This is a genomic window from Fibrobacter sp. UWOV1, assembly GCF_900142495.1.
Taxonomy (GTDB): Bacteria; Fibrobacterota; Fibrobacteria; order Fibrobacterales; family Fibrobacteraceae; genus Fibrobacter.
In genome coordinates this window covers 283513-304198 of the sequence record NZ_FRBA01000001.1, presented here as the reverse complement: position 1 = coordinate 304198, position 20686 = coordinate 283513, and the positions used below count along the sequence as shown (strand labels likewise).

Here is a 20686-nt window from a genome sequence, read left to right as displayed (position 1 = left end):
CGTTGGGTCGCGGGAAGGCCCTTCGGCAGGCTCAGGGACCTTTCCCTAACTACTCATTACTTCTTCACATGCCTGTGGTATTCCTGGAGGCTGCAAACTTCGAAGCGGCCGAAGTCGTGCTTGTCCATGAGACCTTCGACGGTGGAGGTGAGGGCGGCGATGGTCGTGGTGATAGGAATGCCCGAGACGACTGCCTTGGAGCGCATCTGGATTTCGTCGACCATGGCTTCGGCGCCGGTTTCGGTGGTGTTCACGATCCACTGCACTTCCTTATCGTGGATAAGGTCGAGCAGGTTCGGGCGGCCACGGGAGATACGGAACACGGCGCGGGTCTTGATGCCTTCGTTGTAGAGCATGGTGGAGGTGCCGCGGGTCGCGTACAGTTCGTAACCGAGGTTCACGAGCTGGCGGATGAGCGGGACTGCCTTCTGCTTGTCTTCGTCCTTGAGCGAGACGAAAATGTTGCCTTCGCTCGGCACCTTGTTGCCTGCAGCGAGCTGGCTCTTGAGGTAGGCAAGGCCGCGGTCGCGATCGATGCTCATGACTTCGCCGGTGGATTTCATTTCCGGAGAAAGCGTGATATCGACACCCGGGAACTTGACGAACGGGAATACGGCTTCCTTGACGCTCACGTAAGGCACGTGGACTTCTTCGGTGAAGCCGATCTGCTCGAGGGTTTCGCCGAGCATGCAGCGGCTTGCATAACTTGCGAGCGGAACGCCGATGGACTTGGAAACGAACGGCACGGTGCGTGATGCACGCGGGTTCACTTCGATCATGTAGAGTTCGCCATCCTTCACGGCGAGCTGCATGTTCATGAGGCCGCAGACGTGGAGTTCCTTCGCGAATTCCTTGGCGTAGGCGCGAACCTTGTCCTGGATTTCCTTGGAGAGGGTCATCGGCGGGATGACGCTTGCGGAGTCGCCGGAGTGGATGCCTGCGGGTTCAACGTGTTCCATGATGGCACCCACCACGGTGTGCTTGCCGTCGCTGATGCAGTCCACGTCGAGTTCGGTTGCGTCTTCGAGGAAGCGGTCGATAAGAATCGGCTTGCCTTCGCCAATGGCGGCGGCTTCTTCCACGAACTTGCGGAGGTACTTTTCCTTATAGACAATCACCATGCCGCGGCCGCCGAGAACGAAGCTCGGGCGCACGAGAACGGGGTAGCCGATTTTCTCGACGATGGCGAGGGCTTCTTCCACGTTGTGGGCGATGCCGCTTTCGGCCTGCTTGATGCCGACCTTGTCAACCAGCTGCTTGAAGAAGTCGCGGTCTTCGGCGAGGTCGATGTCTTCGGGGCTCGTGCCGACGACGTTTGCACCGGCCTTCTTGAGACGCATGGCGAGGTTCAGCGGAGTCTGGCCACCGAATTGCACGATGACGCCCGCGCACTTTTCGCGTTCGTAAATGCCCATCACGTCTTCGAGCGTGAGCGGTTCAAAGTAGAGCTTGTCCGAAGTGTCGTAGTCGGTAGAAACCGTTTCGGGGTTGGAGTTCACCATGATGACTTCGTAGCCTTCGCGGCGCAGCGTAAAGGCCGCATGGCAGCAGCAGTAGTCGAATTCGATACCCTGACCGATTCTGTTCGGGCCGCCGCCCAGCACCATGATTCTCTTCTTGCCGCGGTTGCCCATAATGGTGCGAACCGGTTCCGTGTGCTCTGCGTAGCAGCTGTAATAGTAAGGCGTAATGGCTTCAAATTCGCCGGCGCAAGTATCTACGGAGTAGTAGCTCGGAATGAGACCGATGGACTTGCGCACTGCCATGACTTCTTCGGGAGTCTTGTGGAACAGATAGCCAATCTGGATATCGCTGAAGCCGAATTCCTTAGCCTGGCGGAACAGGGGCTTGTTCTTGGAGAGGCCTTCTAGGGACTTGGCGGCCTTGATTTCGTCTTCGAAGTAGGCGAGTTCTTCCAAGTGGCGGAGGAAATAGCGGTCGATCTTGGTGGTTTCGTAGAGTTTTTCGATGCTCCAGCCGCGACGGAAGGCTTCGTACACCACGAAGATGCGTTCTGCACTCGGGCGGGCGACTTCCTTGGCCAGCGTTTCGTCGTCGTATTCCTTGAACTTTTCGCACTTGGCGCAGGCACCGAATCCGCCGAATCCCGTTTCGAGGGAACGCAGAGCCTTCTGCATGGCCTGCTTGAAGTTCGTACCGATGGCCATGGCTTCGCCCACGGACTTCATCTGGGTGCCGAGCGTAGAATCGGCCTTCGGGAACTTTTCGAACGTGAAACGCGGAACCTTCACGACAACGTAGTCGAGAGCAGGTTCAAAGCAGCTCGGGGTTGTCTGCGTAATGTCGTTGCGGAGTTCGTCGAGCGTGTAACCCACGGCGAGCAATGCTGCAATCTTTGCGATGGGGAAGCCCGTTGCCTTGGAGGCGAGCGCCGAAGAACGGCTCACGCGGGGGTTCATTTCGATGATGATGCGGCGGCCGGTCTTGGGTTCGATAGCCCACTGCACGTTAGATCCACCGGTTTCCACGCCGATAGCTTCCATGACTTTCAGAGAGTCGTCACGCATGGCCTGGTAAGCGCGGTCATCAAGGCTCTGGATCGGAGCGACCGTGATGGAGTCGCCGGTGTGCACGCCCATGGGGTCGAGGTTTTCGATGGAACACACGATAACGGCATTGCCTTTCTTATCGCGCATGACTTCCATCTCGAATTCTTTCCAGCCGAGGAGCGATTCTTCGATAAGCACTTCGTTGTTGAGCGAGGCGTCAAGACCGCGGTTCACGATGGTTTCGAATTCTTCAGGGTTGTGGGCGATACCGCCACCCGTACCGCCAAGTGTAAAGCCGGGACGGATAATCAGCGGCCAGCTGCCGATGGTGTTAGCGATAGCGGTTGCTTCGCTCATGGAGTGTGCAGAACCGGAGCGGGGGAGGTCAAGTCCGATCTTGAGCATGGCTTCCTTGAACAGGTGACGGTCTTCGGCGCGCTGGATGGATTCGGCCTTTGCACCGATGAGTTCCACCTGGTAGCGGTCCAAAATGCCGCGTTCATTAAGTTCCATGGCGAGGTTCAAAGCGGTCTGACCACCGAGAGTGGGGAGCAATGCATCGGGGCGTTCGCGACGGATGATTTCGTGCAGAATGTCGACGCTCAGCGGTTCGATGTAGGTGCGGTCGGCCATTTCGGGGTCGGTCATGATGGTGGCCGGGTTAGAGTTCACCAGCACCACTTCGTAACCTTCACGGCGGAGCACCTTGCAGGCCTGCACGCCGGAGTAGTCGAATTCGCAGCCCTGGCCAATCACGATCGGGCCAGAACCAATGAGCATAATCTTCTTGATGTCTGTACGCTTAGGCATTCTTTTTGCCTCCATTCAAATTCTTCTGCGCGGCTTTTGCGGTCGCGGTTTTTGTTTTGCCATTTTTCTGTGCAAGAGCGGCTTTTACAAGTCCGCTGAACAGCGGGTGCGGTGCCGTAGGACGGCTCTTGAATTCCGGATGGAACTGGCAGGCTTCGAAGTAGGGGTGGTTCTTGATTTCCACCATTTCTACGAGCTTGCCATCGGGCGATGTACCGGCGATTTTCAGACCTGCCTTTTCGAGTTCCTTGCGGAATTCGCTGTTGTAGTTGAATTCGTAGCGGTGACGATGGCGTTCGCTAATCTTTTCGCTCTTGTAAAGCTTTGCGGCGTTGGAATCCTTCATGAGCTTGCACGGGTAAGCGCCGAGGCGCATGGTGCCGCCCTTTTCGGTGACGTTCTTCTGTTCGTCCATCAGGTCGATGACCGGGTGGGTCGTCTTTTCGTCGAATTCCGTGGAGTTGGCGTCCTTCCAGCCGAGCACGTTGCGGGCAAATTCAATCACGCAGCACTGCATGCCGAGGCAAATGCCGAGCAGCGGAATCTTGTGTTCGCGGGCGTACTTGATGGCGACGCACTTGCCGTTCACGCCGCGGCTACCGAAGCCGCCCGGAATCAAGATGCCGTCGGCATTCTTGATGAGGTTCGGATTCTTTTCAAGCTCTTCGGCCTCGATGCATTCCACCTTTACCTTGGCGTTGTGTTCCATGCCGGCATGCTGCAAGGCTTCGTGCACGGACTTGTAGGCGTCGCGGATGGCGATGTACTTGCCCACCAGCGCGATGGTGCATTCGTACTTGGGCTGGGTAGCCTTCTTGACGAGCTTGTCCCATTCGGAGTGGATAATCGGGTGCACGCTCAAGTGGAGCTGTTCAAGCACGCGGAGGTCGAGTTCCTGCTTGGAAAGTTCGCGAGGTACGGCGTAAACGGAGTCCTTCACGTCCTTTTCTTCGATCACGCATTCGGGCTTCACGTTGCAGAAGAGCGCAAGCTTGTCCAGGTGATCCTGCGGAATCGTCATTTCGGTGCGGCACACCAGAATGTCCGGGAAAATACCGATGTTGCGGAGTTCTGCCACGGAGTGCTGCGAGGGCTTGGTCTTGAGTTCGCCTGCAGCCTTGAGGTAAGGCACGAGAACCAGGTGGACAAAGCAAGTGTTTTCAACGCCGACTTCGAAGCGGAACTGTCTTGCGGCTTCGAGGAAGGGGAGAGATTCAATGTCGCCTGCGACACCACCGATTTCGCAGAGCACGATGTCTGCGCCGCTTTCGGCTGCAGAACGGAATGCGTCCTTGATTTCGTTGGTGATGTGCGGAATGACCTGCACGGTACCGCCCAGGTACTTTCCGGCGCGTTCCTTGGCAAGCACAGAGGAATAAATGCGGCCAGAGGTGTAGCTGGAAGCCTTGGAGCACTGCACGCCTGCGAAACGTTCGTAGTGGCCCAAATCAAGGTCGGTTTCGTAGCCGTCGTCGGTCACGAAAACTTCGCCGTGCTGGTAAGGGCTCATGGTACCCGGGTCCACGTTCAGGTACGGGTCGAGCTTTTGCATGAACACCTTGTAGCCGCGGCTCTTGAGAAGCAGCGCCAGCGAAGCCGAGGTGATTCCCTTACCGAGGGAGCTGACCACGCCGCCGGTAATGAAAATGTACTTGGTCTGTTTTTTTGCGGCAGCTTTAGAGGAGGACATTTTTTACCTCTTTGGGGACTTCAGCGGGCTTGGGGGTGCTGACTTGTTTTGCTTTGAATTCTTCGATCATTTGTCTGAATTCACTAAACAGGTAGAGAGAATCGTTCGGGCCCGGAGCAGATTCCGGGTGGTACTGCACACTGAATGCCGGCAAGGTCGTGTGGCGGATGCCTTCGACTGTGTTGTCGTTCAGGTTGATGTGAGTGACTTCGACTTCTTCGGGGAGCGTGATGGCATCGATAGCGTAGTTGTGGTTCTGGCTCGTGATTTCGACGGCGCCAGTCTTTACGTTCTTGACCGGATGATTGCAGCCGTGGTGGCCGAACTTGAGCTTGGACACGTTTGCGCCAAAGGCGAGGCCGAGCAACTGGTTCCCTAGGCAAATGCCCATCAGAGGAACTTTACCTAAAAGCTGCTTGACAACGGCAACAACCTGCGGAAGGCTGTTCGGGTCGGCAGGACCGTTTGAAAGGAACACGCCGTCGGGGTTCTTTGCCATGATCTGTTCATAGGTGGCGGTAATCGGGAGCACAGTGACCTTCATACCTTGTTTTACCAGGTTTCTAAGAATATTTGTCTTGATGCCGAAATCGAGTGCGACCACGTGCAGGTCGCCTTCGGTGCTGAGTACGTAACCGTTCGGATCGCTCACCTTGCTCGCGTAGTCCTGACCATCTAGACCGACCCATTCCTGAGCCTTCTGGATAGCTTCTTCTTCGCTCATGTCGGTGTCGTCTACATGGAGGTAGGCCTTCTGGGCTCCGTTGTTGCGCAGATGAATTGTGAGGGCGCGGGTGTCGACGCCTGCAATGCCCGGCTTGTTGTGCTTGAGCATGTAGTCGTGCAGGCTTTCTTCATTCAGTTCCTTAGAAACTTCGTCCAACGAGTTCACGACAATTCCGTTCAGGAACACGTCGCGCGATTCGGATTTTTCATGGTTTGCTGCGTAGGCGCCGACTTCGGCGGTGGTGAATACCACGAACTGGCCTGCGTAAGAGGGGTCGGTCAAAATCTGCTTGTAGCCGGCCATACCGGTGTTGAAAACGGCTTCACCGACGGTATCGGTGGTAGAGCCAAAGGCGTAGCCCCTAAAAACGGTTCCGTCTGCCAGTGCCAGAAACGCCTTCTTTTCGCGTTTCGCTTTCCAGTTGAATCTATCTGTCATATATTGCTCGCGTTAAGTGAAAACTTGTTTCGTAATGTCATTCTGGAGCCCTGTAAGGGTGATAGAATCCATATGGACCCTATCGCGCGGCGTGGCCTTGCTCCAGGGTGACAGTAAAAAATAAAGGCAAAAGCCAAATGCTTTTGCCAAATGATAAAGACGATAAAAAATGTGAAAAAAAGAAATTTTGTGAAATCCAGAGAGAGCCGCCTGGTTGCGTTGCGAGATTCCTGCAACGGCGGTACTCATGTGTGCCTCGATGGATTCCGATATTTTCATCGGGCTCAAAATATAGTAAATCTTGACCCAAGGGTGGAAGAGTGTTTTTGAATAATTTTTTTGAGTCACGAGGGGTTAAACTTTTTTAAAAGCAATCCGCCTGCGCGGGGCCGACGAATTGCATTTTGAGGTTCGGATTATTATGAGGTTTTGGAGTACAATTAGTAAATAAATTGGCATTTGGCTGCGCACCTTCGACGCGCAGCCGATGTTATTCATCTACTAATAGATGAACAACATCTCACGATACTTCGGCAGCGGCCACTTTTCGTCGGGCACGATGCTTTCGATCTTGTCCACGATAATGCGGAGGTTTGCCATAGCGTCGAGAATGACTTCGTGCTTTTCGCCTAGGGCGATTTCCATCTGGGCGACTGCGGCTTCAAGTTCCTTGAGCTTGTCGCCGAGTTCGCGAGCGTAACCGTCTATAGCGTAGAAGCCCTGGCCCTTAGCTAACTCGTTGGTCTTCAATGCGTTAGAGTATGCGCAGAGTACCTGCGGGAGCACCACGTTCTTCGCGATGTCGAAAGCGATCTTGCCTTCGATGTGAATCTTCTTGTGGTAATCTTCCATGTTGACTTCGTAGCGGGAGTCGAGTTCGCGCTTGTTGAACACGCCGTACTTTTCGAACAGAGCCACGTTTTCCTTCTTGGCGAGGGCCTGGAGGGCTTCCATGGTGGTGCGAACGTTCGGGAGGCCGCGCTTGGCCGCTTCTTCCACCCATTCGTCGGTATAGCCGTTGCCGTTGAAGATAACACGCTTGTGTTCCTTCACGATCTTCTGCAGCAGGTTCTGCAGTTCTTCGTGGAACTTGTCGGCAGGCACGTTTGCGAGCTTGTCGGCGATGAGGTCGAAGGCTTCGGCGACAATCGTGTTGAGGATGACGTTCGGTTCGGAGCAGCTCTGGCTGGAACCCGGAGCGCGAAATTCGAACTTGTTGCCAGTGAAGGCGAAGGGCGATGTACGGTTACGGTCGGTAGCGTCGCGGGGGAGCGGCGGAAGCGTGTCAGAACCGAGCTTGAGGGCGCCGGCCTGCTTGCTGGACTTCGGATCGCCCTTTTCGAGCTGGTCGATGACGTCGGCGAGCTGGTCGCCCAGGTACATGGAGATGATTGCCGGAGGAGCTTCGTTGGCACCGAGACGGTGGTCGTTACCGGCGCTAGCGACTGCCATGCGGAGTAAGTCGGCGTGGGTGTCGACAGCGTAGATGACAGCGCAGAGCGTGGTGAGGAAGATGGCGTTCTGGTGCGGGTCCTTGCCCGGGTTCAAGAGGTTCGTCTTGCCGTAGTTTACGGACCAGTTGTTGTGCTTACCGGAACCGTTGATGCCGGCGAACGGCTTTTCGTGCAGCAGGCAAACGAGTCCGTGGCGGTCGGCGACCTGGCGGAGTACTTCCATAATCTGCATGTTGTGGTCGCAAGCGAGGTTCACTTCCTCGAACATCGGGGCAAGTTCGAACTGGGCCGGAGCGACTTCGTTGTGGCGGGTCTTCGCCGGAATGCCGAGCTTCCAGAGTTCCTTTTCCACATCGTTCATGAAGTTGATGATGCGTGCCGGAATGCTACCAAAGTAATGGTCTTCCATCTGCTGGTGCTTTGCAGGGGCTGCACCGAACAGCGTTCGGCCGGCCTGGTACAGGTCAGGGCGCTGCAGGTAGAAACGTTTGTCGATCAAGAAATATTCCTGTTCGGCACCGAGAGTGACGGTTACCTTCTGCTGGGCGACGCCGAAGAGACCCATGAGGCGGTCGGCGGACTTCTGGAGAGCCTGAATGGAGCGGAGAAGCGGAGTCTTCTTGTCCAAGGCTTCGCCGGTATAGCTACAGAAAGCGGTCGGGATGCAGAGGGTGGCACCGTTGCCGTGACGCTTGATGAATGCGGGGGAGGTCGGGTCCCAGGCGGTGTAGCCGCGGGCTTCGAAAGTAGAACGAAGGCCGCCGCTCGGGAAAGACGATGCGTCCGGTTCGCCGACGATCAGGTTCTTGCCACTGAAGGCGAGAATGGCCTTGCCGTCTTCGGGTTCGAGGAAGGAGTCGTGCTTTTCGGCGGTGGAACCGGTAAGGGGCTGGAACCAGTGAGTAAAGTGGGTGGCGCCGCGGTCGATAGCCCACTTTTTCATGGCGTGGGCGACTTCGCCGGCGATGCTCGGATCAAGCGGTGCGCCGCCATCGATGGTGGCGAAGAGCTTCTTGCAAATGTCCTTGGGAAGATATGCGCGCATGGCCTCGGCGTTGAATACGTCTTCGCCGTAGAAGTCGATGTTTGCGGGTGCTGCGGGGAGGTTAGCGCCGGCGTTTTCGCTGGCGATTTCCTTGATAGCTTTTAATCTGTATTCGTTGCTCATGGCAATCTCCTATGAATTTTGTTTTCGGTGCCATAAAAGCAAAACGCGTGCCAAAATCAAAAAGTGGCGAATTCTTTGTAGAATCGCCAAATTTCTTTTTTTTACAAAAATTCAATCTTTTTCAAAAATTGAAAATTCGCTTATTCGTTTACGGAATCTGTAAAGCCTGTGTCGGGACTTTCTGAATTTGTATAGGTCGGCGGCGTGTAACCGTCGTCCTTGATGCAGCGGACAAAATGATAGTCTTCGTGGCAGAGCATGGCTTCGCAGTAATCGGTGCCGCCAAAGCGGTAATGCCTTAATTGCTTGACTTCTACATTGCCGTTTTCGTCGGGCCAGAGCGGGATTTCCTTGGAATCTAGGGTCCAGTAAGAGCCGAAAGCGTAAGTTTCGCCCGTTTCTTCGGTGCATTCGCTATCGTAATAGCGGCGGGTGAGAGTCGAAAAGTTCATGCCGTAAGCGTTCGTGGGGTAGAAGAATACTTCGGCGTCGGTAGAATACGATTGTGATCCGCTCAGTTTTCCAATTTGGTGTATAGAATAACGCGGCCTGCGGTAAGCGGTCGAGAATAAGTCGTCGTAAGAGGCCGTAGGCGAAAGATCCGAGAGCAAGTTTGCAAATTCTGTCTGGGTCGGGAGTCGCCAGCCTTCGGGGCAAATATTGTATTCGATGTCGGCGGTGGGGTATTCAAGGCCTGCATCCGTCGGGATTTTTACATTGGGCCTGTTGGCGTCAGTAAAGGGGCGGCTGCCGCTGGTCTTGTAGCGTAAATCCTGGGCCATCCAGATGCGGTCGCCTACGCTAATGGTTCTGTAGGTCTGTCCGTCGCGCACGTCGGTCAATTGCGCAAAGTTGGGCTTGTGCGGCAGTCGGGTGAATCCCCAGAATTTGATTAACGCAATGCATACATCCTGGTAAAGCTTGCCTGGGTAAATATCTTCGATTTCGATGATAATCTTGAATACGTTCTTGAGCGGCTTTTCGAACATGATTACGTCGGCAAGGGGATCTTTGTGCCCGCGCCAATTGGGCTTGGCAAGCGTATGCACCTTGATCAGGTTGTCGGTGGTGTTCTGGTAAATCTTGATGGTCTTTGCGAGGCTGTAATTTGTGTAAGCCGAAGAATCCCGCAAAAAACCGTTATAAAGGGTGATAAGGTCCAAACGCGGGGCCTCTACCAAGAATTCCAAGGTGATGGGCTTATTCTTGTACTTGGCCCCCCAAACCTGAAAAAACGGGTGCACGTGCTTTTTCATGACCATGTTTTCGGGTCTGTACGTGGTTTGTCCAATGTCGGGCAGTGTTGCCGAAGCCTTGATTCCGCTAATCGGGATAGAGGTAATTGCGTGCGATAACGAAGCGGCAACAAGAACGGCAACAAAAAAACGAATCATGCGAGGGCCCAAAGCTAAAGACGAGCGGAAAATATAAAAATAACTAGTTCTATATATATATGGATTTTTTACGAAAAATGAATAAAAAAAGGTAAAAATTTCTTTTATATTTAGATTGAAATTGAGGAAAGATCTTGCGGATGCGATTGTCGTATATATTGCTGTTGCTAGTCGGCTTTGTTGTCATGGCCGAGGCGCACCCGCACGTGTTTGCCGACGTGTCTATTAAGGCTGTATTCAGTCAAGATGCCTTTACAGGGGTCCAGAATCGTTGGACCTTTGACGAGGTATACAGTGCGGCAATGTTTGCTTCTGCAGATGAAAATGGCGATGGTAAAATTACAGGGAACGAAATCGACGAGGTGAAAAGACTCGTGCTTGATCCGTTGCAGCAAAGCGGCTATTTTAACTATGTAACGGTTGAAAGTAAGTTTGCTCCGGCACAGAAAATCGAAGGGTTTTCGGTGGCTATGACAAATGGAAAATTGGTGCTGGATTTTAAGGTGGCTTATTCTATTCCGGCAACATCGGAATACACGATGCTTGTCATTGTTGTCAGTGACCAGACGAATTACATTCAGATGACGACGGATATGGAAAATGCGGATGTCGATGCACCTGATGGACTTGATGTCGAGTTCTTTCCTGACGAAGTTCGTGGATTGACCTTGTTCCGGGCTTTCAGAAGTGATACGGAAGGTCTTTTTTTAAGGTTTAAAAAGTGATTGCTGGGGCTTTATGAAGAAGTCTATTGTGTTTTTGTTTGTTCTTTTGATTGCGGTGGCGGCTTCGGCGGCTGTCAAGAAAAAGCGTTTCGATGTCGGCGGGGGCGAAGCTCCGGCTGCAACGGAAATGGTGGCGCCTGCTGAAGGTGCGTCTGCTGTGCCTGCGGCGGCGCCTGAAAAAACGGCGGAAAAGACGCGGTCTTTTTATACGGTGATTGCGGAGGAACAGAAGGTGCTTCGCGAAAAGTTGACGGCAGCGATTTCGGCGATGAAAAGTGGCGACTGGGATGCCATTTGGAAGTTCCTCGCGATTTGCCTTGTGTACGGTATGTTGCACGCGCTTGGCCCCGGGCATGGTAAGTCGATCGTGGTAGGTTATTTTATAGCGCGTCGTGGTCGATGGCGGCAGGGTGTTGCGCTTGGTGCGGGCATTACTGTGACGCATACCATGAGTGCGGTTCTCTTGCTGCTTGTTTTGTACGCGATTTTCAAGGCGACGGTATTCAATGCGTTCGAGACGGGCCGCGTCGGAATCGAGCGCGCGAGTTATGCGCTCATTATGCTCACGGGTGTGTTGCTTGTGGTGCTTGCAATTCGCGATGTGATTAAGTCGCGTAAGGGCTGTGGATGTGCCGCTCGGCTTGATGCCGCGGAAGGGGCTGCGCAAGATGGTGCGTGCGCGGAATCTGGCTTGGGAAGTGCGCTCCCGCCGGTTGCCCGCTGGCGTGAAATTATCGGAGTTGCCGCCGTTACGGGAATCGTACCTTGCCCGGCTGTGGCGTTGATTGTTCTGTTCTGCCTGCTGAATTCCATGGTGGCGCTTTCACTCTTGGGTGCGCTTGTCATTTGCGTCGGCATGACGATTACGAATGTGGCTTTCGGCATTGCGGCCGTGGCATTCCGCAAGGGAATCGATAAGGGAAGTGCCCATACCCGTATCGCGACAAAAATATACCCCGTCGCGACTCTCGCAGGCGGTGTCATTATCTTTATTTCGGGACTGTTGCTGTTTACGAACCAGTTCGCGGGAAGGGTGTAGCGACGCCGCAAGCGGTCTTATTCCGCGCTTTCCATCTCGTTAATCAGCTGGATATTGTACAGCTTTTGCACCTGTAAAATGTCCAAGATGACGGCGATGCGCTCGTAAGTGGTTCCCTTGTCAATCTTGATGGCGACAGGGGATTTCTTGTTCTGCACCGTTGCCGCCTTTTCGCGGAGTTCGTCGGGCGTGCCACGCTGGCCGTTAAAGGCGAGTTCCGTCTCGGAAAGCTCTATGTACAGGCCCTCGGGCGTGTCGCGCTTGGTTTCGGTCTGTGTTTCGGGCAGAATCAGCTTGAGTACCGATTCGTCTTGCTTGAAGACGGATGTCACCAAGAAGAACACCAGCAGCAAGAAGACGCAGTCGATGAGCGGCGTCATGTCGGGGCGGATTCGGCGGGTGCGCTTGGCCATTTATGCATCCTCGTTTGCGGAATCGGCGCTTTGAGAACGAATGTGGTCCTTTTCCTTGAGAATGCGGCCCAGCTGCAAAAGCACATCGTTTTCTACGTTGTCCTGCTCCGATTCCATGCTTGCATTCAAGTAGTTGAATGCGATGACGTGCGGAATCGCGACCACGAGGCCAATCACTGTCGTAATGAGGGCGAGTTTGATGCCTGTTGCGAATGCGCCTGCGTCAGAAAGGCCCGAAACGGCGATGACACTGAAGGCGTTGAAGATGCCGAATACGGTTCCCAAAAGGCCCAGCAGCGGAGAAATGCTGGCAATGTTTTCAATCGTAGTCATGCCCTTCTGTAACGGCGAGAAAGCGAGCGCGATTTCGGTGCGGATGCTTTCCATGATGATGTGGTGGTCGGTGTTGTGGCTCACCACGCGGTGCAGAATTTTGGAAGGAAGGCGCTTGCGGATGCTCCTGTTAAAGAGAATCAGCGAGATGATTTTCCATACGATGATGGAATAACCGACGAAGTTCATCGCCACGAGTACGTAGGCGATAACGCCGCCCTGTTGAATAAAGTCTAAGATGTAGTTCATTGTGTTCCTGTTTTAGGTTGTATGTAAATGTCTTGTTGCTTTGTCATGCCCGCGAAGGCGGGCATCTCCTTTTAATGCAGATTGTATTTAATCGGTATCTCCATTTTCCAGGTGTCCTTGCCGAGCACCGCTGGAATCGGGTCGAACTTTGGCACGGCTTGCACGGCGGCAAGCGCGCTTTCGTTCAGCGAGGAATACGGGCAAGGCTTTGCGACAACTGCACCGCTGATGCTTCCGTCTTTGGCGACCGTAAACTGTACGCGCACGGTGCCTTCTTGCTTAAGGCGACGGGCTGTAGCGGGGTAGTCCTTCTGCTTTTCAAACGCCTTGGAAAGCCCGATAAGGTAGGCTTTCGTCACCTTCATCAGCGAATCCTTCGAAGGTTTCGGTGGAGGTGGCGGCGGTGGGGGCGGTGCCACTGGCTCAGGCGGTGCTTCGACAACGGGTTCGGCATCCGTAACCACAATCGGTTCCGGCTCTGGCTCCGGTTCAGGTTCCGGCACCGTGTCTTGCACGATGTTCGGGATAATTTTTGCGCGGACCACCTTCTTCACGATTTTCTTGACTTCGGGCGGTGGCGGAGGTGGTTGCAAGAGCAAACGCTCCACATGAATCACTTCGGCGTCTTCGCGAGTGGTAACCACCTGCGTTCGCTTCAGGAATCCCCAGGCGTAAAAGCCCGCATGTAGCAAGACGGCGATAATGATGCCTACACAAAATACACGCCGCATCGTAAACGCGGAATAGGGATTGCGAGTTTCTGTTTCTATTTCAAAATTCATTAGATCTTATTAGAAGTAGTACTTCGCTTTCGCCCAGACTTCGCGGTTTTTCTTGTAGCCAGCGAGTTGTCCGCGTTTGCCGCCAAAGTGGTCGTAGCCCAGCGAAATCATGACTTGGTCGGTAACTGAGTAATCGCCCGAAGCGCGGCCATAGTAGCCGAGGTTATCGATGTCGAATACGCCGTAGAGCGAAAGCTTGAGCGTGTTGTTCAGCAGTTCCTTTGAAATGCGGAAGGTCATTTCGGAGGAATTCTTTTCGGCGGCCAAGTTATGCGAATAGTCGGCGATGTACTTGTGCAAATACTGCACCATGAAAGTCCAGTTGTCGCCGGCGTACCAGTCGATTCCACCAAGCGCATTGAAGGTATTCTTGCGGGCGTAATCGAGATTGCTTGCGTAACCGAGCGCTTCACCGAAGTATTCTGCGATTTCAGCTCGCAGCACGAATTCGCCGATAGGCATAGAGAGGTCGCCACCGATCATGGTCATGGTTTCGTGAATGCCATGAATGACAATGGAATCCTTGACGGGGTCGTAGCCTGCGACCGTAACGGGCGACTGGTTATGCGTATGGAGTGCCGAGATGGAGAAATCTAGATTCGAAAGGAAGAACGAAACTCGCGTTCCGAAGTCGCCGTTCTTGAATTTGGCATCGGGACCTTCCGGGAAATCGATGCTCGCTTTTTCGGGCAATCCAGGACGCCAGGGATTTTCTTCTTGCATGGGCATCTGGAAGTATCGCGGCACGGGCACGTAAACGATTTCGGCATTCACGCGCTCGCCGGGGTACTTGATGCGAAAACCGTCAACGGCCATGCGCATGTCGTCGTAGTCGCTCGACATGAATTCGGTGTAGTCTACAGGCGAAATCAGGTCGGTAACGCGAAGCCCGTCGGCAACGCCCCACACCACAATCTGGCGGCCCGCGCGTATTTCAAGAAAGTCATTCTGGTAGTTGAAATAAGCTTCTTGCAACTGCATTCCGGTGCGGTCTTCGAGAATGCTGTTGTGCACGCCATTCAGGCTAGTGAACAAGTAGGCGTTCTCGTAATCTACGCGAAGTTCTGCGCGCAGGCGCGTCCGCGACGTGGTAAAATCGTGAGGATGCTGCGTCTGGACGGCGTGATACGTATCCACGAACCCGTTAAACTGGAATGGAGATTCTTGGGCGAAGGCAACGCTCGCTACCGTCCCCGCAACAACCATCGTAAAAGCAGCAATCTTATTCATAACTAGATCCTTCGACTTCGTGCTTCGCACTCCGCTCAGGATGACACTCTCTCGTCTTTCGTCTGTAGGACCGAAGGTCCGTTCTTTCGTCTATTTTACAGTCCTCTTTCCAGGCGCGGGACGGTGAATGTCTTCGCATCCAGCGGAATGTTGAACTTGATGTCGCCGAATTCAAGGAGCGTCTTGTGGTTGGTTTGCACGTTTTCCATGCTCATCTTGGCGATAGACCAGAATCCGTCTACCTGAACCACGTTTTCAACTTTCAGCGAGCGGTGCAGTTTGCCGAGCTTGTCGTAGTATTCCACCTTGGCGGCAATCAGGCAGTCCTTGCGGATCCACATGATTTTCTTTGAGAAGATTTCGTCGTTCTTCTTGGGTACGGATTCTACGACCCAGCAGTCTACGCCATCGACCTTTTCTTCGCGCACAAATGTATGGGTGTCTTCGTCAATATTGCGCTGGCCCACATCGTCATAGGTGAAGTCGGAACCCATGAAGTAATCCGTCTTGGAGCTCTTTCCGCTAATGCGGCGAGTCTTTTTCATGGCGGGCAGGTAAAGCCACTTGTCGTCATCCTTGTTGATGTCGTCGTAATCGACCGTCAGGAATCCCGTGCCCTTCACATCGTTGGGGTAGCGGAAGAACATAATCTGTTTGGTGTCCTTGCCTACGTCCATCGCGAACGAGGTAATCTTACGTTCGCGCTTGCTGCCACTCTTGTTCACAAGCGTCATCGAAAGCTCGGAACTACGCGTGTCGCCATCGGGGCGGTCGTGCACCTTTTGCACAATGTCGCGGCCAGTTAATGTTTCTGCGCACACCATGGCGCTCAATGCGACAACAATTGTCGCGGCGGTTTTTGCAATTTTCATGCTCATAAGATACTCCTATTTTCCAAAAATCTTGAATTTCTTGATTAAAAGCGGTGTTACGAACAGGTCGGCGAGCAATGCCGAGACAAGGCCGATAAACACCACGAAACCGAAGTTGAACATCTGCGTTGCTTTCGAGGTGGTAAAGCCGGCGAAGGTCGCTACCATGATGATGGTGGTCATCACGAGTGCAGGGCCCGCCGTGCGGAACACGTTGAGAATCGATTTGCTGTAATCGCGGGTACGGTCAAATTCCACATGCCCGTGGTTGATAAAGTGAATCGTATCGTCAACGGAAAGGCCGATAATCATCGGGATGAGTGTCGCCGTCATCATGTCAAGCGGAATGTCCGTGAGCCCGAGGTAGCCGCCCACGAAAATGCCCGGCGCAATGTTCGGAATCATGCCGATAAGGCCCGTGCGAATGCTACCGAAAACGATCATCAAAAGGACTGCCACGATGACTACAGAAATCAGGAACGACGTCATCTGACCTACTTCCAGGTACTGCTGCATGGCGGTGAATTGCGGCAAGTTTCCTACGGCAGTCACCTTTGCGTTTGGGTAAAGTTTGCGTGCGAAATCTTGCAAGTCCTCGATTTCCTTCTGGAGCTCGTTGGAGTTGTAAATCGATATTTCCACCATCAGGCGGAGCTTTCTATAATCGTAATCCATCCAGTAAGTTGCCTCGCTGCCGCCCGCGTTTTCGTAGAGCAAAAGCAGCTGTGCGACTTCTTCTTCCGTTTCGGGAATGGCGTATTTTTCCTGACGGTTTTCGTTCAGCGTGCGGTCCAAATCCTTGACGATGTCAAGAATCGAGGTGGAACGCTTGGTGAGCGGGTACTTGCCGGCGTAATCCTGCAACTGTTCCAACTTTTTAAGGTTTTCGACTTCCTTGGCCTTGTCGTTTGTATCAAAGTCAATCACCAAATCGTACGAATAGAAACTTCCGATTTCGGATTCGGCCACATAGAGCATCTTGTTCACGTATTCGACCTTGCGGCCCATGGTGCGTTCCACATCAAAGGCGGGTTCTATCTTGGTTAGCCCAAAAACCGAAATTGCTGTCACGACGGCGAATACAATCGCAATCGGCTTGCCGTGCCCGAGAACGAACTTGCCGATAGAATCGAGAATGATTCCCATGCGCGTGTCGCCGCGTTCAAGCACCTTGGCGTTCGGCTTCTTGTCTTTGCCGAAACTCAGGAGAATCGGTGAAACCGTTAGCGCCACGAGAAGAATAAACGCAATCGCAATCGACGAGAGAATGCCCACGGAGCGGATCGGCTTGAGCATCACTGACAGGAACGAAAGCAGCGCCACGATGGTGGTAAGGCCCGAGAACAGCACCGACCAACCCGTTTCACGCATGGCGTAAAGCACCGATTCCTTGCGCTTACCGGTAAGCATCATGTTCTTGCGGAAGAAAGAATTGATGTGGATGTTGTATGCAATCGAGACTGCGAAAGCCAAAATCACCGGCACCATGATGTTGGTTACGTCCATGTAAAGGCCAAGATAACCCACCAGGCCGAAAGTCATAATGACGCCTGCGAAAGTCGTAATCAGCGGCGAGACAATCCCGCGCAGCGAACGCGTCACGATGAACATCACGATGATGGCGCAAAGAATGGTCATGATGAAAATGCGACCCATTTCCTGACCGATGTAAGTCATTTTCTCGAAACTCAGGTAAGGCATGCCCGTAGCGCGCGGGTTGAGCGGGGCGTATTTCTCCTTCGCGATGATAGCCGCTGTTTCGCGACCCGTTTTCATGTCGGGAGCTTCTGCCTTTTCACCCTTCGCTTCGCCTTCGGCCTTCCACACGGAATCTTCGGGGAAGGGACGCAACTTGATGTTGATGAAGGCTTGCTTGCGGTCGCTCGAAATGAGCTTCTTCGCCAGTTCCGGCTTGTCAGCCAGGCGCTTCTCGATTTCAGCGAGGCCCGCTTCGTCTGTCGGGATTTCTTCGGGAACAATCTGCGTGATTTCCATGCCCTCTTCGGTGCCGAGCATGTATTCCAAATCGACAATCGAAGTCGCCTTGCCGTCGGAATACGAGAGGCTATCGCGCAGTTCGTTCGAAAGCTCGCGCAAAAGCTTCAAGTTGTCCGGCGTCAAGATGGAATGGTCGCTCTCGACCAGCACGCCCACGAAGTAGTCGTTACCGAAAGTTTCCTTGAACTTGTCCGTTTCGACAAGCATCGGGTCGCCCTCGATAAAGTAGCTGTCCCAAGACGCCTCGACGTAGATTTTTTTCATGCCCACGATGGAAACCGCAAGCAAAACGACAAACGCCACCAGCAATATGGCGCGGTGATTGAGCAAGAATTCGCCAAAACGGCCGAACTGCTCGTTGATTCTTTCAATGTTAATCTTTGGAAGGCTCATTGTATCCTCTTTTTTTTGCGGTGCAAAAATAGGGATATGGGGCTAAAAATTCTACTCCAAATGGTTTTGCTTAAAACCGAACGGACTGTAAATCGTTCTGGATTCCCCGTAGTCTATTTGGAGCGGTTTTTTGAGCGCTTTTCGGCTACTTTTGGCGCATGAAAAATGCTGATTTTGTTGACCGATTGAGTCTCGCCGAAATGGGCGAAAATCGTTGCGGAACTGTCGCCCAGATCGAGGGCGATTCCCGCTTTATTTCAAGAATTGTTTCCATCGGGCTTACGCCGGGTTCCGCCTTTACGCTCCTCAAGAATGACGGGCGCTCGCCGGTGCTCGTTTTTTGCCGCGACACGGTCATTGCCATTAACCATAAGGAAAGTTCACAGATTTTTGTCAAGGTAGAATCGTAAAAATGAGCGAAATCAAGACTATTGCTTTGCTCGGGCAGCCCAATTCTGGTAAATCGACGCTTTTTAACAACCTTACGGGGCTTCACCAGCGTGTGGGCAACTGGCCCGGCAAAACGGTGGAACAGGCCGAAGGTGAATTTGTTTTTGACGGTACGACGTATAAAGTAATTGACCTTCCGGGCAGTTACGGGCTTTCGGCGAACTCCGAAGAAGAAGTCGTTACCCGCGACTACATTCAGAGCGGCAAGGCCGACCTCGTGTGCATTCTGGTAGATGCGTCGCAGCTGGAACGCAGCCTTTACATGCTGGCGGATTTTGTGGGCATTCGCATGCCCGTGATGCTAGTGCTCAACATGATGGATGTGGCCGAAGCGGCGGGCAAGAAGATTGACGTGAGTGCGATTGAAAAGCGCCTCGGCGTTCCGGTGCTCGGTTTCAGCGCGGCCGAAACGGAGCGTTATCCGGAATTCTTCAAGAAGATGGTTTCGGCAATCAAGACGCCTGTTTGCTTGGATAGCGGGAGCCTGCGCGAGGAACTCGTTGGCGGGGGAGAGCTTGGCGAAAAAAAGGATAGTCTCATTAGCCGCATCGAAGCGGCTTTAGGCGATTTTGAATACGGCGTGTGTGAAAAAATCTGGATTGTGGAAAAGCTCCTTGAAAAAGACAAACTCATTTGTGGTGTCGTGAATGAAATGCTTCCGTTCGCTAGGAAGAATGCGATTGATGCAATCCTCGATAGCGAAGAAGGGCGCGACGGCGGAATTCTCACCGGCGAAGCCAAGTACCGCTGGGTTTCGAAGATCGTGCGTGAATCGGCGACGCCCAAGTCAATCGAGAAGGTCTTTAACAAGTGGGACCGCATCGCCACGCACCACATCAAGGGCAAGTTCTTTGCGTTCGGCATCATGGTTGTCTCGCTGATTGCTTGCATGATTCTCGCTTTCCCGGGCATGGGAATCGGTTTTGGAATGCAGCCTGTATTGCAGTCGCTTGTAGAACGCGCTGGCAATGCGCTTGGCGTTTGGCCTGTGGTGATTTCGTTCATCAATCTGGTGCTTGTCGGTGGAACTTGCATCACGATTTGTATGACGAGTTTCATTTTCTCCATCATTTTCGTATTCCGCATTCTCGAAGAAATCGGCTACATGGCGCGTTTCTCGTATGCGTTCGACAACTGGCTTTCGCGCCTCGGTTTGCAGGGCAAGGCGATTATGCCGCTGTTTTCCGGAATTGGATGCACGGCGGGTGCGGTTTGCGGTACGCGCGTACTCGATACCCGCGGTCAACGCCTGCTTGCGCTCGTTCTGTTGTGGGCGATTCCGTGCGGGAGCAAGGTGGCTGTCGTGCTGTTCCTGGCGTCAACTTTCTTCGGGTCGGCGGCTCCGCTGTTTGGCATCGGTTACGTTGTGCTGATTTTCGCCAGCTTCTACCTGTCTTCGCGCCTGTTCGGCAAAAAGCTTGTCCCGCAGAATGAACGCGTGGGCATGATTATGGAACTCCCGCCGTATCACAAGCCGCACTGGAAGATGATTGCTGCGATGGTGGGGCGCAGCACCTGCGGCATTTTCAAGAAGGCCTTGAAGATGATCCTGATGGTGGCGGCTCTTTTCTGGGCGCTCTCTTACGCAAGCGACGGGAATGTGGAAAATACGCTCCTTTACAAAATTGGCAATGCGATTGAGCCGGTGACGATGTTCTTTGGCATGCGCTGGGAACTGTTTGTCTCTTATTTGGGCGGCATGTTCAGTAAGGAAGCTTCGCTTGGCATTATGAGCACGCTCTTCAACCACACCGGCGAGGCGTTCTCTCTTGTGACCCGCGTGGCTGCAAGCGAAAACTTGGGCGAGGCGCTTGCAAGTACCATCAGCAAGCCCGAAGCACTCGCATTCCTGTTTGCGTCGATGTTCAACGTTCCCTGCGTGCTGGCGATGGGCACCACCTACCGCGAGGCCGGTTCGTTCAAGTGGCTAGCCACCATCATGGGTTACTACTTGGCGCTTTCTCTTGGGCTCGCCTTTATCGGCTACCACATCGGATTGCTGATTTTCTAA

16 protein-coding genes are annotated in these 20686 nt (G+C 53.5%); 4 read left to right on the top strand and 12 right to left on the bottom strand.

Annotated elements, in window-relative coordinates; all coding sequences use genetic code 11:
• Nucleotides 1–56: 56 nt before the first annotated feature.
• The 6 genes from carB to BUC02_RS01175 form a co-directional block, all read right to left on the bottom strand.
• A complete protein-coding gene (gene carB, locus BUC02_RS01200) occupies nucleotides 57–3320 on the bottom strand; it encodes a carbamoyl-phosphate synthase large subunit (RefSeq protein ID WP_073317542.1) in 3264 nt (1087 codons plus the stop codon).
• Nucleotides 3313–5010 carry a CTP synthase gene (locus BUC02_RS01195; RefSeq protein WP_073317539.1) on the bottom strand — a complete coding sequence of 566 codons (1698 nt, stop codon included), beginning with the start codon at nucleotides 5008–5010 and terminating at the stop codon, nucleotides 3313–3315. The genes carB and BUC02_RS01195 overlap by 8 nt, the downstream gene beginning before the upstream one ends.
• Nucleotides 4997–6175 (bottom strand): glutamine-hydrolyzing carbamoyl-phosphate synthase small subunit, encoded by a 1179-nt coding sequence (gene carA, locus BUC02_RS01190; RefSeq protein WP_073317535.1) that lies wholly within the window; start codon nucleotides 6173–6175, stop codon nucleotides 4997–4999. Before carA ends, BUC02_RS01195 begins: the two co-directional genes overlap by 14 nt.
• Nucleotides 6176–6187: 12 nt before the next feature.
• Nucleotides 6188–6424 carry a hypothetical protein gene (locus BUC02_RS01185; RefSeq protein WP_139260951.1) on the bottom strand — a complete coding sequence of 79 codons (237 nt, stop codon included), beginning with the start codon at nucleotides 6422–6424 and terminating at the stop codon, nucleotides 6188–6190.
• 252 nt (nucleotides 6425–6676) lie between these two features.
• On the bottom strand, nucleotides 6677–8797 hold the full coding sequence (locus BUC02_RS01180; protein ID WP_073317528.1) for a glutamine synthetase III family protein: 2121 nt from the start codon (nucleotides 8795–8797) through the stop codon (nucleotides 6677–6679).
• Between the two features lie 140 nt (nucleotides 8798–8937).
• Nucleotides 8938–10191 (bottom strand): FISUMP domain-containing protein, encoded by a 1254-nt coding sequence (locus BUC02_RS01175; protein ID WP_083564333.1) that lies wholly within the window; start codon nucleotides 10189–10191, stop codon nucleotides 8938–8940.
• A 158-nt stretch (nucleotides 10192–10349) separates the two neighbouring features.
• Between BUC02_RS01175 and BUC02_RS01170 the strand changes: the two genes are divergently transcribed.
• Nucleotides 10350–10916 carry a DUF1007 family protein gene (locus BUC02_RS01170; protein WP_163415708.1) on the top strand — a complete coding sequence of 189 codons (567 nt, stop codon included), beginning with the start codon at nucleotides 10350–10352 and terminating at the stop codon, nucleotides 10914–10916.
• A 13-nt stretch (nucleotides 10917–10929) separates the two neighbouring features.
• Nucleotides 10930–11955, top strand: coding sequence for a nickel/cobalt transporter (locus BUC02_RS01165; protein ID WP_073317516.1), 1026 nt, complete (start codon nucleotides 10930–10932; stop codon nucleotides 11953–11955).
• Nucleotides 11956–11972: 17 nt separating this feature from the next.
• Here the strand turns inward: BUC02_RS01165 and BUC02_RS01160 are convergent, their stop codons facing one another.
• From BUC02_RS01160 to BUC02_RS01135, 6 genes are all read right to left on the bottom strand, one after another.
• The gene (locus BUC02_RS01160; protein WP_072809024.1) at nucleotides 11973–12368 is read right to left on the bottom strand and encodes an ExbD/TolR family protein; all 396 of its coding nucleotides are present in this window, start codon (nucleotides 12366–12368) and stop codon (nucleotides 11973–11975) included.
• Nucleotides 12369–12950 (bottom strand): MotA/TolQ/ExbB proton channel family protein, encoded by a 582-nt coding sequence (locus BUC02_RS01155; protein ID WP_072799342.1) that lies wholly within the window; start codon nucleotides 12948–12950, stop codon nucleotides 12369–12371.
• A 71-nt stretch (nucleotides 12951–13021) separates the two neighbouring features.
• Nucleotides 13022–13732, bottom strand: coding sequence for an energy transducer TonB family protein (locus BUC02_RS01150; protein ID WP_073317513.1), 711 nt, complete (start codon nucleotides 13730–13732; stop codon nucleotides 13022–13024).
• A gap of 9 nt (nucleotides 13733–13741) precedes the next feature.
• Nucleotides 13742–14962, bottom strand: coding sequence for a DUF1302 family protein (locus BUC02_RS01145; protein ID WP_073317510.1), 1221 nt, complete (start codon nucleotides 14960–14962; stop codon nucleotides 13742–13744).
• Between the two features lie 95 nt (nucleotides 14963–15057).
• Nucleotides 15058–15840 (bottom strand): outer membrane lipoprotein-sorting protein, encoded by a 783-nt coding sequence (locus BUC02_RS01140; RefSeq protein WP_254794040.1) that lies wholly within the window; start codon nucleotides 15838–15840, stop codon nucleotides 15058–15060.
• 9 nt (nucleotides 15841–15849) lie between these two features.
• Complete coding sequence (locus tag BUC02_RS01135) at nucleotides 15850–18225, bottom strand: efflux RND transporter permease subunit (RefSeq protein WP_083564332.1); 2376 nt, start codon at nucleotides 18223–18225, stop codon at nucleotides 15850–15852.
• A gap of 158 nt (nucleotides 18226–18383) precedes the next feature.
• Between BUC02_RS01135 and BUC02_RS01130 the strand changes: the two genes are divergently transcribed.
• Together BUC02_RS01130 and feoB are read left to right on the top strand one after the other, a co-directional pair.
• Nucleotides 18384–18635, top strand: coding sequence for a FeoA family protein (locus tag BUC02_RS01130; protein WP_254794039.1), 252 nt, complete (start codon nucleotides 18384–18386; stop codon nucleotides 18633–18635).
• Nucleotides 18636–18637: 2 nt separating this feature from the next.
• Nucleotides 18638–20686, top strand: a complete 2049-nt coding sequence (gene feoB, locus BUC02_RS01125) for a ferrous iron transport protein B (protein WP_073317504.1) — start codon at nucleotides 18638–18640, stop codon at nucleotides 20684–20686.

Excerpts from the sequence above, each read along its gene's own strand:
- BUC02_RS01145 (WP_073317510.1), bottom strand. The coding sequence starts at position 14,962 with ATGAATAAGATTGCTGCTTTTACGATGGTTGTTGCGGGGACGGTAGCG.
- BUC02_RS01180 (WP_073317528.1), bottom strand. The coding sequence starts at position 8,797 with ATGAGCAACGAATACAGATTAAAAGCTATCAAGGAAATCGCCAGCGAA.
- BUC02_RS01165 (WP_073317516.1), top strand. The coding sequence starts at position 10,930 with ATGAAGAAGTCTATTGTGTTTTTGTTTGTTCTTTTGATTGCGGTGGCG.
- BUC02_RS01195 (WP_073317539.1), bottom strand. The coding sequence starts at position 5,010 with ATGTCCTCCTCTAAAGCTGCCGCAAAAAAACAGACCAAGTACATTTTC.
- BUC02_RS01150 (WP_073317513.1), bottom strand. The coding sequence starts at position 13,732 with ATGAATTTTGAAATAGAAACAGAAACTCGCAATCCCTATTCCGCGTTT.
- feoB (WP_073317504.1), top strand. The coding sequence starts at position 18,638 with ATGAGCGAAATCAAGACTATTGCTTTGCTCGGGCAGCCCAATTCTGGT.
- BUC02_RS01175 (WP_083564333.1), bottom strand. The coding sequence starts at position 10,191 with ATGATTCGTTTTTTTGTTGCCGTTCTTGTTGCCGCTTCGTTATCGCAC.
- BUC02_RS01135 (WP_083564332.1), bottom strand. The coding sequence starts at position 18,225 with ATGAGCCTTCCAAAGATTAACATTGAAAGAATCAACGAGCAGTTCGGC.
- BUC02_RS01160 (WP_072809024.1), bottom strand. The coding sequence starts at position 12,368 with ATGGCCAAGCGCACCCGCCGAATCCGCCCCGACATGACGCCGCTCATC.
- BUC02_RS01155 (WP_072799342.1), bottom strand. The coding sequence starts at position 12,950 with ATGAACTACATCTTAGACTTTATTCAACAGGGCGGCGTTATCGCCTAC.
- carA (WP_073317535.1), bottom strand. The coding sequence starts at position 6,175 with ATGACAGATAGATTCAACTGGAAAGCGAAACGCGAAAAGAAGGCGTTT.
- carB (WP_073317542.1), bottom strand. The coding sequence starts at position 3,320 with ATGCCTAAGCGTACAGACATCAAGAAGATTATGCTCATTGGTTCTGGC.
- BUC02_RS01185 (WP_139260951.1), bottom strand. The coding sequence starts at position 6,424 with ATGAGTACCGCCGTTGCAGGAATCTCGCAACGCAACCAGGCGGCTCTC.
- BUC02_RS01130 (WP_254794039.1), top strand. The coding sequence starts at position 18,384 with ATGAAAAATGCTGATTTTGTTGACCGATTGAGTCTCGCCGAAATGGGC.
- BUC02_RS01140 (WP_254794040.1), bottom strand. The coding sequence starts at position 15,840 with ATGAGCATGAAAATTGCAAAAACCGCCGCGACAATTGTTGTCGCATTG.